Genomic DNA, 11,610 nt, shown 5'->3' with positions numbered 1-11,610 from the left:
GTCTAGGCGGGCCCGGCTCAGGGCGCCGTGGCGTCCGGCTCACTCGCCCCGCCCTCCGGCGCGGCCTCACCGCGCGGCTGGACCGTGCCGCGCGCGGCGGCGTCCTCCACCTTCCACTTCACCTGACGCAGAAATCCCCGGAACAGGCGGCTTTCCGCACTGCTCATCAGGGCCCGGTCCAGCAGGGCCCGCCACAACCGCAGGGTGTGCCGCGCCCGGACCGCGTCCGTGTACCCGATCAGTTCCATCGTTTCGTGCAGGTGACCGTACGCGGCCTCCATCTCCTCCCGCGTGGCCGTCTTGCGCTGCCGCTCCGGCAGTTCCTCCTGCCCCTGCAGGAACTCGTAGCACACCAGCAGCACCGCCTGCGCCAGGTTGAGGCTTGCGTAATCACCGGTGGGTACGCGCACCGCCACCTGACACTGCTCCAGGTCGCTGTTGATCAGCCCCGACTCCTCCGGCCCGAACACCAGCGCCGGCGCGGCCGCCGCGCGCACCAGAGGCCGCACGTACGCCGGGTGCTGGGGCGGGGGCAGGTCTGCCCGCAGCCGCGCGGTGGTGCCCACGCTCAGGTCCCGGTCGGCCAGGGCTTCACGCAGCGTCGGGTACACCCGCGCCTCACGCAGCAGGTCCGCGGCATGCACCGCCATGGCCAGCGCCCCGGAATCCAGGTGATCGCAGCGCGGCGCCACCAGCCGCAGGTCCCGCGCGCCCATGTTCAGCATCGCGCGCGCCGCCGAGCCAATATTGCCTGGGGTTTTGGGGGAAACGAGAACAACGGCCAGATTCACGCCCGGGATGCTACCGCGCCGCGCCGGCCCGGACCGTAAGCCGCCCGGGGCGCGTGTCCTCAGGGGGAGGCCAGCAGCGGCGTCTCATCGGCCACGTGCAGCCCCCACCCCAGGTCATGCGCGAGCTCCTCCGCAGTGTCCCCCCACGAATCGATGCTCAGGCGCGTCACGCCGCGCGCGCGCAGGCGGGCACTCACCTCCGCCAGCAGCGCGGAACGCAGCGCCGTGTGCCGCCACAGGGGATGCACGCCCGGCGCGTCCACACGCGCCTCGCCGTCCTCAATCACTGCGCGGCACACACCCACCCCCCGGCCTTCCGGGTTCAGCGCCACCACGCTCAGCTCAGGGTCAAAGCCGCCCGCGCCGTCCAGCGCCGCCTCATCACTGACCGCGTGATGCCCCACCCGGTCCTCGGAGGTGCGCAGCGCCTCCAGCCGGGCGGGCACCGGCACCTCCGCCAGGGCCCGCAGCGTCACCCCTTCCGGGGGGTCTACCCGCCGGTAGGGCACGCGGCCCTCCAGCCGCCGGTACGCCCCCACCTCCCGCCACCCGGCCTGCAGCAGTGGCTCCGGCGGAAACAGGTGCCCCTCGGCGAACACGTACACGCGCCCGGCCTCTGCGCGCGCCACGTCGGCCAGCGCCAGCGCCACCGGCCCCCGCAGCGCCGTGGCAAACACGCCGCCCAGCAGCTCCGCGCCGTGCGCCGGGCTGGGCCGCGTGCCCGCCGCGCCCAGCACCACCTCCCGCACCTCGCCCTCCTCCCCGGGGTGCACCTCAAAGGCCACCCACGCCGCCGAGCACGCCTCCGCCATCCACGCGACCGCCTCGGCCGGCGCCTCGTACAGCGCGGCCAGAACGGTCGTCAGGCCCTCACCGGACAGACGCTCCACCTGCACCGGCCCTCCCTCCCCGGTCAGTGCGCCGCTCAAGCGTCCACCAGACCGGTCAGGGGGCGCAGCGGGCCGCCCAGCACCCGCGCGTACAGGCCCAGGTACTCCCGGGTCGGTCCCTCCCAGCTGAAATCCAGGCTCATGCCGCGCTCCACCCGCCCGGCCCACTCTGCCCGGTTCTCAAAGACTGCGCGCGCCTGCGCGCACGCCTCTATGAGCGCGCCGGGCGTCACACCCGCAAACCGGAAACCCACCTCGTGCGGCACCGTATCCACCAGCCCGCCGGTTTCCCGCACGACGGGCAGGGTGCCGTAGCGCATCGCAATCATCTGCGACAGCCCGCACGGCTCAAAGCGGCTGGGCATGGCGAACGCGTCCGCCCCGGCATAGATGCGGTGCGCCAGAGTCTCGTTCATGCCCTGCGCAAACGCCACCCGTTCATGCGACGCCCACGCCCGCAGACCCTCCTCCAGGCGCGGGTCCCCGCCGCCCAGCACCACCACGTTCCAGTCCTGCGTGAGGGCCGGCAGGGCTTCAATCAGCAGGTCCATGCCCTTCTGCTCCGCGAGTCGGCTCACGGCGGCCAGCACCGGCGCGCCGTCCAGACCGAACTCCGCGCGCAGCGCCGCGCCCGCCGCGGCCTTGCCCGTCAGGTCCCCGAACGGCTCGATGTCCGGATCCACCCGCGGATCCCAGCGCTCCTGATCAAGCCCGTTCAGAATGCCGCTCAGGCGCCCCTCATGCGTCAGGCGCAGCATCAGCCCCTCCAGCCCCTCACCGTACTCGGGCATGGTGATCTCCAGCGCATACGTCGGGCTTACGGTCGTCACCTGCGACGCGAACACCAGCCCGGCCTTCATCAGGTTCACGTCCCCGTGAAATTCCAGACCCTCATGCGTGAACGCCCACTCCGGCAGGCCCGTCCAGCCCATGCCGTCCAGCAGGTTCCAGCGGCCCTGGTACTGCAGGTTGTGTACGCTGAACACCGCGCGCAGACCAGCCAGGCGCGCGCAGGCCACCACCAGCCCTGCCTGCCAGTCATGCCCGTGCAGCACGTCCGGCTGCACACCCAGCTGCGCCAGCGCCGGCAGCACCGCCCGCCCGAACTGCGCGAAGCGCCACACGTCATCCGGGAAGTACAGGCCCGGCCGGTCAAACGCTTCAAGACCCACGAACAGGTACTGCACGCCGCCCATCGACAGCTCCCCCACGCGCACGTTCTGCAGGGGCACGCTGCCCGGAATATCCAGCGAACCGCGCCACACCTCCCTGACCGGCTGACGGATGTCCGCGTACCAGGGGGAAACGACACTTACACCCGCACCCAGACGCGCCTGCTGCGCCGGGAGGGCGCCCAGCACATCACCCAGGCCACCGGACCGCGAGAACGGGAACACCTCGGACGCCACATGCACGACACGCATACCCTGCACTCTACCCGTCCTGCGCCGCCTGGCCCTTCGCCTGCCTCCTCCACGCTCCCGGGGCGTTTGACAAGATGCGGGGCCGTTGCTACACTTCCCCTCGCCTGAACGACGGGCGCAAAGCAAGCCTCCGGGCTCTTAGCTCAACGGTCAGAGCAGTCGGCTCATAACCGATTGGTTGCCGGTTCAAATCCGGCAGGGCCCACCACACACGGGCGGTTAGCTCAGCGGTAGAGCATTCGCTTCACACGCGAAGGGTCGTAGGTTCAAATCCTATACCGCCCACCATACCACCCCTCACTTCAGTGGGGGGTGATCTGCTGTGCCGTCACGTTCCGGCCTGCGAACGAGGCTGCGGCGCAAAACTCCAGGGCGCACCGGTTTGTTGAGAACTGCTGAAGGACACGACAAGAAACACCGCTCCCCGCTCCGCACCAGCGGCCGGGCGCGGCATGAGAGCATAGGGGGATGCCCGGAAGCACCCCCCAACGCCTGTGCGTCCTGCTCGTGGACGACAACCCGGCAGACCGGCTGCTGGCCGAGGAGGCATTCGGCGCCATGCCTGACGCCGTCAGTGTGCACATGTGCCAGAGCGGTCATGACGCCCTCGCCTGGCTGCGCGCTCACAAAGACGCTCTGCCTGACGTCATGATCCTGGATGTGAACATGCCTGGCATGACTGGCCTGGAGGTCCTGCAGATCGTCCGCGATGACCCGGGCTTCCGGCACCTGCCGGTCGTGATGCTGTCCACGTCGGACCAGCCCGAGGACATCAACCGCGCCTATGAACTTGTCGCCAGCTCCTACTGGGTGAAGCAGGCCGACTTCGCAGGATTCCTGAAGCAGATCGAGGACTTCGTGCGCTTCTGGCAGCACGCCCGCTTCCGAAACCGTGCGCCTGCCCCCCGCCGCCAGTAGCGCGATCCCGCCGCTTCCCGCTGCCCGGCAGGGCGGGTGCTGAGCCGATCAGGGCGTTCAAACGGTGTACTGACCCGCGCAGCTGGGTAACGCGCCCCCTGCGAGGAGGAAGGGCGCCGTTCGTGCCTCACGTCCCTTCAATGGCGCTTGTCGCCCCGCGAAACGGCTGCCGCGAATTGGGTCCTCCTGCGGCACTGCACGTGCCTGAGGCCCGGAGTTCAGCCTGAAGGGACATTGGCTTCCGGGTAGGGTGGTGGTCTTCACCTGCGGGTGTGGTGACGCGCCCGAAAGGCGCGGCCGTCAACACTGGGGGTGTGAACCTGCCGCAGATGCTCAACGAACTCCTCATCAACATGGCGCTGCTGGTGGCCGGGGTGTTCATGTTGAGCCTCACCCTGACCGCCCGGCCGCAGTCGGACTCACCGGCCCGCCTGCTGATCCGGTACGCGGGGGCCGTGGCCGTGGCTTTTCTGCTGCTGCTGAACACCGTACAGATCGCGCCGGGGCTGCTGTTCGACTTCCGGTCCGTGATGGTGGCCCTCGCCGCACGCCGGTACGGCACGCTCGTGGGCCTGCTCGTGGCCCTCCCGGTCGCGCTGTACCGGCTTTCGCTGGGGGCCCCGGCGCGTGGCCGGCCGTGCTTAGCCTGATCCTCGTGTCCGTGCTGGCCGCCTGGGACACCGGCCTGCTGCGCCGGACGCCGCACTTCGCGGTCGGTGGCCGGGCCGGGCCGTGGTGGGGGCCGTTTGCGCTGTTCGGCCTGACGAGCCTCCCGACGTTCCTCGCGTTCATGCTGGCCGGCCGCTCCCCGCTGGACGCCCTTCCGGTCTACCTGAGCATCGCCGGGCTCAGCGCAGTGGGCCTGTGGGCGGGGCAGGTCGCGGACTTCACGCGCCTGCAGGCCCTGGCGCGCGTCGAGCAGCTGGAGGAACTCGCGTACCGTGACCCGCTCACCGGGGCTTTCAACCGCCGCCGTTTTGACGATGACCTGAGCGGCCTGCACCCCCCCGCCTTCCTGCTGCTGCTCGACCTGGATCACTTCAAGCGGATCAACGACACGTACAGCCACGACGCCGGGGATCAGACGCTGGCCGTCACAGCGCAGGTTCTGCAGGAACTGGTGCGCCCCACCGACCACGTGTACCGGATGGGTGGAGAGGAATTCGCAGTGTTGCTCGCGCCGTGTGAACCGGCCGCAGCCCTGGAGGTCGCCAACCGCGTGTGCCGGGGCGTCGCGCGCGACGTGGGCGTCCGGGCAGGCCTGCCGGGTGTGCAGATCACGGTGTCCGGCGGGCTGGCGCCGGCCCTCGGCCCGAAGCGGGAAGTGCTGCGCACGGCCGATGAGTCCCTGTACGCTGCGAAAGCAGCGGGGCGCAACCGGATTCATGCCGCCGCCCCGTTGAATGCACCGGCCTGGGCGGCACACGCCCCGCCGGTGCAGCCGGCACCGTCCTCCACTCCCGCGGACCCCGGCCGGTAAGAGGCGTGGGCGGGCGTCCGGAGGGCCTGGGCGGGCGTGAAAGCTGTTAATGCCTTTCTCGTGGAAGAGTCCCGTGACGACTCCTGCGGCACAGTGGGTGAAATGACCGATCATCTGCGCGCCCGCCACCTGAGCGCTGTTCGTGCCAGACGCGCCCGGCTTCTCTCACGCCTGTGCCCGCCGGGCCAGGCCGGCTGACGTCCCTCGTGAGCGGCCATGAGCAGCGGCTACTCGGCCAGCCCGTGGAGTTCTTCTCCACGGCGGCCGGGCCGGACAGCGCCCCGGAACGCCTGACGCGCCTGATCGCCCGGGTGTTCCAGAGCGCGGTGCTGGTGCAGCGCGCCGGCGAGGAGCCGGGCTGGTTCACAGCGGCGCCCGGCGGTGCAGGTCAGGCCGAACCGGCCTCCCTGCCCCCGGAGCTGCTGGGCTTCCTGGCCGGGTCCGGCGGACTGCTTGACGTGCCCGACACGTGGGCCGACGCGCGCTTTCAGGCGTGGCTGCCCACGCCGGGCGCCTGCGTGTCCGCGGCCCTCACCGGCCCCTGCGGAGAGATCCGGGGTAGCCTGAGTCTGCTTCACGCGCAGCCCCGCGCTCCACTCACGGCGCACGAACAGGACACCCTGCGTGAATTCGCGCAGCTGCTGACGGATGAACTCGTGCGGCACGACACGCACCAAGCTCTGCTGCGCGAGCAGCAGCGGCAGCGCTGGATGCTCGCGAACGCGGATACGATGTTCTGGGAGTTCACGCCCGCCACAGGGCGCCTGCGCCTGAGTGGGGAAGCGCAGGACCTGGGCCTGGACACCCACACGCTACCGGGCACCCTGGCGGACTGGGCGGCGCTGCTGCACCCGCAGGACCGCGAGCGGGCCATGACGGCCCTGACCACCGCCGTGCAGCGCGCCGAGCCTTACGCCGACCGCTACCGCGTGGTGACAACCGGCGGCGAGGTGGCGTGGGTGCGGGCCCAGGGCCAGCCGGAATACCGGCCCTGCGGCACGCTGTCCGCGTTCGTGGGAACCGTGCAGAACGTCACGGCGCAGACGCAGCGCGAACAGGCGCTGCAGGAAAGTCAGGCGCGACTGCGTGCCGTGCTGGAAAGCATTCCCGACTCCATCACGCTGAAGGACGCGGGCGGCCGCTACCAGATGATCAACCACGCCACCACCGTCCTCTTTGATCGTTCCGCGCCGGACGTGCTTGGCCAGACGGACGAAACGCTGCTGGACCCGTTTGTCAGTGCGCAGGTTCGTACCGCCGATGAGCGGGTGCGGATGACCGGGCAGCCTTACACCTTTGAAAGCACGGTCGGCGGGCGCATCCTGATGACCAGCAAGCATCCGTACCGGCTGGGGACGGAAACGCTGGGCGTGGTGAGCGTCAGCCGGGACGTGAGTGAGCACCGGCACCTCGAGCAGCAGCTCGAACGGCAGGTCAGCCTGACCGGCAGCCTGCTGCAGAGCCTGCCCGGCGCGTTCGTTGCGCTTGACCGGCAGGGCCGGTTCACCTACGCGAATGTGACCGCGGAGCGGCTCCTCGGGTTCGCGCCGGGCACCCTGATCGGCCGGGAAGTCCGGGACGTGTGCAGCTGGCTGCGGGGCAGCGAGCTGGAACAGCAGCTCACGCAGGTCGCGGCCGGCCGCGGTCCGCTGCGCTGCGAGACGCAGTCGCCCGAGACCGGCGAGTGGTACGAGGTGCACGCCGCACCTGCACCGGACGGTCTGGCCGTGTCATTCCTGAATGTCACTGCCCGGCGGCACATGGAAGAAACGCTGCTGTCGCTGAACGAGACGCTTGAGCGGCGCGTGCAGGAGCGCACCGCGGAACTGCAGGACATGGTCGCCCGGGACGCCCTCACCCGCCTGCCGAACCGGCGGGCATTCGACGACGCGCTCGACGAGGCGCTTCGGGACGCCGCTGAGCAGGGTGCCCCGCTGTACCTGCTGCTGCTGGACCTTGATGACCTGCAGGGCATTAACGACCGCGATGGGCGCAAGCACGGCGATTACCTGCTGCAGTGCTTCGCGTCGGCGCTGCAGGAGGTGTTTGCCGGGCACGGCCAGGTGTTCCGGCTGGGCGGTGACGAGTTCACGGTGCTGCTCACCGGCCGGCACTGGTCAGGCAGTGAGCTGCGCGCGCAGCTTGAGCGCGTCTCGCACAGCCGGCACTGGCAGGCGGCCGGCGCGCCGCGTGCGTCGGTGGGCAGCGTCGCCTTTCCTGCTGACGCCCAGGCCGCGAACGACCTGCTGCGCCTCGCGGACCAGCGGATGCTGCGGGAGAAGACCGCGCGGCGCGCCACGCGCGGCTTGGCTGACACGAACGGCGACGGCACACTCGGCCAGCTGAGCACCGACATGCTGTGGCAGGCGGCGCGCGCCACCTCCGCCCTGATCCGCTCGGACGGCACCGTGGGCCGCGACGGCTGGCAGTCGTTTTTGCACGCGGCCGTCGCGGCCCTCCCGGGCGCGGAAGCCGGGTCGCTGTACATGCTTGAAGGAGACACGTTCGTCATGGTCGCCCAGACCGGGTACTCGGACGCCCTGCTGGGCGCGGCGCACGCCGCACCCCTCATGAAGGACTGGTACGGGCCGCACGGGGACTGGGAGGCCGGGGAAGCGCGGGTCCTGAGAGACGCGGCGCTGATCGCGAAGCTGGCGCGCAGCACCTTCGACCCGGCCGCGCAACCGGCCGTGCTGGAGGCCTTCGAAGTGCTGGGTGAATTTGATCACCTGCAGGTCACCGTGGCCGTCCCGGTGGTGGTGTCCGGGCGGGTGGTGGCGCTGCTGAACCTGGATAACCTGCGTGCCCATGACGCCTTCGGTCCGCAGGAACTGCGCACCGCTGAGGAGTTCGCCCGGCAGGCCGCGGCGATGCTGGCCACGCATGAACGGCGTGCCCGTGAGCAGGCGCGAACGCGGGAACTGGAGGTTCTGTCGAAGGTGAATGCCGCGCTGGGTTCGGTGCGCCGCCCGGAGGACATCGAGCGGGTCCTGGTCGAGGAAGCGCGGGCGCTGCTGCGCACCGAGCACGTGGCGTTCGCGCAGTACGAAGCGCACGACGACGCCCTGCACCTGCTGTTCCGGTCGGGCACATTCCAGCAGGAGACGTGCCCGGCGCTGCCGCGTGGGCAGGGCATCACCTGGCAGGCCGTGACGACCGGACAGGTTATTCACGTGGCCCGCACGGACCTGGACGAACGCGTGTGCCACACCGGTCATCTGCTGAGCGGCGCGCTGATCGCCGCGCCTCTGCCCGCCGCGCCGGGCGTGCCCATGAGCGCCATTCTTGCCATGCGGCCCGCGCCGGAAGTGTTCACGGACCTCGACGGGCGGCTGCTGGGCGCGCTGGCCGCGGCGGGTGTCGCGGCGTTCGAGCGGGTGCATGCGGCGGCCGAGGAGCGCCGCCGGGCGGAGGAACTGCGCCTGCTCTCCGAGCTGTCTGAATTCACTGGCGCCGCTGATGACGCCTCCACCGTCGCCCGGCAGTGCCTCACGGCGTGCCGCACCTTCCTGAACGCCGACGTGGCCCTGTTCGTCCCGGCCGACCCGGACGACACCTGGGCTGACGGGACCTTCCCGGAAACCGGGCCGCTGGGGGAGGCGCCGGCCGTCACGGCCGGCCGTCTGCTCGGTGCCGGGCCGTACCGCGCCACCCACACCTACGCCACCCTGGACGGCGCACACCCGGCCCTGGTGCAGGCCGGCCTGCAGGCGGCCGTGAAACTCCCGGTGATGGAACGAGGGGAGCGGGCCGGCCTGGTAGCGCTGCTGTGGTTCCGGCCTCTTCCGGCGCTGCCGGACGCCGCCGCGCCCCTGTTGATGCGCGCCGCGGAACTGATCGGTCACGCCCTGGACCGGCAAGCGCACATCGCGGACGTGGAAGCCACCCGTGAAGGCGCGCTGCTGGCGCTGGGTCTGTCCCTGGAACTCCGGGATTTCGAGACTGCCGGGCATACCGAACGCGTGGTGCGGCTGGCCCTGGCGGTGGGGCGCGCCATGGGCCTGGACGACACGCAGCTGGAAACCCTGCGGGTGGGCGCGTACCTGCATGACATCGGGAAACTCGCTGTACCGGACGCCATCCTGCTCAAACCCGGGCGCCTTGACCCGGAGGAGTGGACGGTCATGCAGAGCCACGCGGCGACCGGGCACGCCCTGGTGAGCCGCATCCCGACCCTGCCGCAGGGCGCGAAGGGCGTCGTGCGGCACCACCACGAACGCTGGGATGGCGGCGGTTACCCCGACCGGCTGGCCGGCGAGGCCATTCCTGTGGCCGCCCGCATCTTCAGCGTGGTGGACGTCTTCGACGCCCTGACGAGTGAGCGGCCGTACAAACACGCCTGGCCGGCCGAGGACGCCCTGCAGGAAATCCAGGCGCAGGCGGGCCGGCAGTTCGACCCGCAGGTCGTACAGGTGGCCCTGGCGGTCCTGACTGCCGGTGAGGCACAACCCGGAGGTGACGCGTGAACCGCCACGCCATGACGTTCTCTCTTGTGCCCGCGCAGGGTGACGGGCCGGACAGCGCCCTTCAGGCCCGGCTGCACGCCGCGTACGACCTGCTGGGCAGCGCGCCGCAGGACGCTCTGGCTGAGGCGCAGGCTGCGCTCAGTGAGGCGCAGGAGCGCAATCTGCCGGCCGCTGAGGCCCGCGCCCTGCGGATCGTGGGCCTCGCGCATCATCTGCTCGCGCAGTTCGAACTGGCCCTGGACCACCTGCAGCGTGGCCGGCAGCAGTACCGGCTGCTGCGCAACGCGGCTGGCGAGGCCGACTGCCTGAACAACATTGGCAGTATCTTCTTCGCGCTGGGCAACTACTCCACCGCCATGGAATCCTACCTGGAAACCCTCACCATCCGCGAGGAACTCGGTGACGAGGCCGGGCAGGCCAGCGCCCTGAACAACCTGGGGAACGTGGCCCTGGAACTTGGCGACGCGGCCGGCGCGCTCGCCCACCACGAGCGGTCGCTGCACCTCGCGGAGCGTTCGGGGCGTCAGGACGTGAAGGCCGCCGCGCTGTGCAACCTCGGCTCGGACTACCAGGCACTCGGGCAGGTGCCGCGCGCCATTGAGGCGCATCGCCGCGCCATCAGCTTCGCCCGTGAGATTCGGGACGGGCACTGCGAGGCCGAGGCGCTGGCCAACCTGGGGCGCACCTACCACGACAGCGGCCAACCCAGCCGCGCCCTGACTCCATACACGCGGGCGCTGAAGGTCACGGGCCGGATGGGCGACCGCGCGCGCGCCGTGGACGTCCGGCTGGCGCAGGCACGCGCGTATCAGGCGCTCGGGCAGCTGGACGTCGCCGCGGCTCTCCTGGACGGCACCCTGCGGGACGCCACGGCCCTGAACGCCCGCAAGGCCATGTACCAGGTGCACGAGACGCTCGCAGAAATCGCGGAGAGCACCGGCGACGCCGTTAAGGCCCTGGCCCACTACCGGCAGTATCACGCGCTGGAACGCGAAGTCCTCAGCCGCGACGTGGACTACCGCGTGCGCAGCCTGATGCTGCACTACGACGTCGAGAAACGCCGCAAGGCGCACGAACTGCTGCGCGCTGCCCACGAGGAGAAAGCGCAGCTGCTCGAGCAGCTGCAGGTGCAGTCCGCTGAACTCGACCGGCTGGCGCACGAAGACCCCCTGACCGGGCTGATGAACCGCCGCAGCTTCGAACTCCGCTTCGCGCAGGCGTGCGCGGAGGCCAGCACGACCGGCGCGGCCCTGTCCGTGGTGATGATCGACGTGGACCACTTCAAAAGCATCAACGACGCCTATGGGCATGATGTGGGCGACGAGGTCCTGCGTGGCGTCGCGGGCAGTCTGGCCGGCGTGTGCCGCAGCAGCGACCTCATCGCCCGGTACGGCGGAGAGGAATTTGTGATGGTGCTCCCAGGCACGCCCCCCGCTACAGCCTGCAGCGTCGCTCAGCGGCTGCTGACCGTTCTGAGCCTCCAGCACTGGGACGCCCTGGCTCCTGACACACGCGTGAGTGTCAGCTGCGGCGTCGCGGGTTTCGCGCCGGGCCACACCCCACAGTCCCTGCTCCGGCAGGCAGACGAGCGGCTGTACGACGCCAAACAACGCGGCCGGGCCCGCGTGGAAAGCTGAGCGG

The 11,610-nt window shown here is 70.7% G+C and carries 8 protein-coding genes and 2 tRNA genes; 7 read left to right on the top strand and 3 right to left on the bottom strand.

What is annotated here, in order from left to right; translation table 11 throughout:
- Positions 1-17: 17 nt before the first annotated feature.
- The 3 genes from LAJ19_RS08400 to LAJ19_RS08390 are packed head-to-tail and all read right to left on the bottom strand — an operon-like array spanning position 18 to position 3,105.
- A complete protein-coding gene (locus LAJ19_RS08400; protein WP_225475318.1) occupies positions 18-791 on the bottom strand; it encodes an RNA methyltransferase in 774 nt (257 codons plus the stop codon).
- A 59-nt stretch (positions 792-850) separates the two neighbouring features.
- Positions 851-1,720 (bottom strand): hypothetical protein, encoded by an 870-nt coding sequence (locus LAJ19_RS08395; RefSeq protein WP_225475317.1) that lies wholly within the window; start codon positions 1,718-1,720, stop codon positions 851-853.
- Positions 1,717-3,105 (bottom strand): glycogen synthase, encoded by a 1,389-nt coding sequence (locus tag LAJ19_RS08390; RefSeq protein ID WP_225475316.1) that lies wholly within the window; start codon positions 3,103-3,105, stop codon positions 1,717-1,719. Before LAJ19_RS08390 ends, LAJ19_RS08395 begins: the two co-directional genes overlap by 4 nt.
- 132 nt (positions 3,106-3,237) lie before the next feature.
- Here LAJ19_RS08390 and LAJ19_RS08385 point away from each other — a divergent pair.
- The 7 genes from LAJ19_RS08385 (at position 3,238) to LAJ19_RS08355 (ending at position 11,606) form a co-directional block, all read left to right on the top strand.
- Positions 3,238-3,313, top strand: a tRNA-Ile gene (locus LAJ19_RS08385).
- 5 nt (positions 3,314-3,318) lie between these two features.
- A tRNA-Val gene (locus LAJ19_RS08380) sits at positions 3,319-3,393 on the top strand.
- Positions 3,394-3,573: 180 nt separating this feature from the next.
- A complete protein-coding gene (locus LAJ19_RS08375) occupies positions 3,574-4,023 on the top strand; it encodes a response regulator (RefSeq protein ID WP_225475315.1) in 450 nt (149 codons plus the stop codon).
- Positions 4,024-4,337: 314 nt separating this feature from the next.
- Positions 4,338-4,673, top strand: coding sequence for a LytS/YhcK type 5TM receptor domain-containing protein (locus LAJ19_RS08370; RefSeq protein ID WP_225475314.1), 336 nt, complete (start codon positions 4,338-4,340; stop codon positions 4,671-4,673).
- A gap of 5 nt (positions 4,674-4,678) precedes the next feature.
- A complete protein-coding gene (locus tag LAJ19_RS08365; protein WP_225475313.1) occupies positions 4,679-5,503 on the top strand; it encodes a GGDEF domain-containing protein in 825 nt (274 codons plus the stop codon).
- 173 nt (positions 5,504-5,676) lie between these two features.
- Positions 5,677-9,969, top strand: a complete 4,293-nt coding sequence (locus tag LAJ19_RS08360; protein WP_225475312.1) for an HD domain-containing phosphohydrolase — start codon at positions 5,677-5,679, stop codon at positions 9,967-9,969.
- Positions 9,966-11,606 carry a diguanylate cyclase gene (locus LAJ19_RS08355; RefSeq protein WP_225475311.1) on the top strand — a complete coding sequence of 547 codons (1,641 nt, stop codon included), beginning with the start codon at positions 9,966-9,968 and terminating at the stop codon, positions 11,604-11,606. The genes LAJ19_RS08360 and LAJ19_RS08355 overlap by 4 nt, the downstream gene beginning before the upstream one ends.
- Positions 11,607-11,610: the final 4 nt, after the last annotated feature.

This window comes from Deinococcus taeanensis (genome assembly GCF_020229735.1).
Classification (GTDB): Bacteria; Deinococcota; Deinococci; order Deinococcales; family Deinococcaceae; genus Deinococcus; species Deinococcus taeanensis.
The sequence above is the reverse complement of the archived record's forward strand: the minus strand, read 5'-3'. Positions and strand labels throughout refer to the sequence as shown.

Bases quoted from the DNA above. Each gene is read 5' to 3' on its own strand.
- LAJ19_RS08390 (WP_225475316.1), bottom strand. From the start codon at position 3,105: ATGCGTGTCGTGCATGTGGCGTCCGAGGTGTTCCCGTTCTCGCGGTCC.
- LAJ19_RS08375 (WP_225475315.1), top strand. From the start codon at position 3,574: ATGCCCGGAAGCACCCCCCAACGCCTGTGCGTCCTGCTCGTGGACGAC.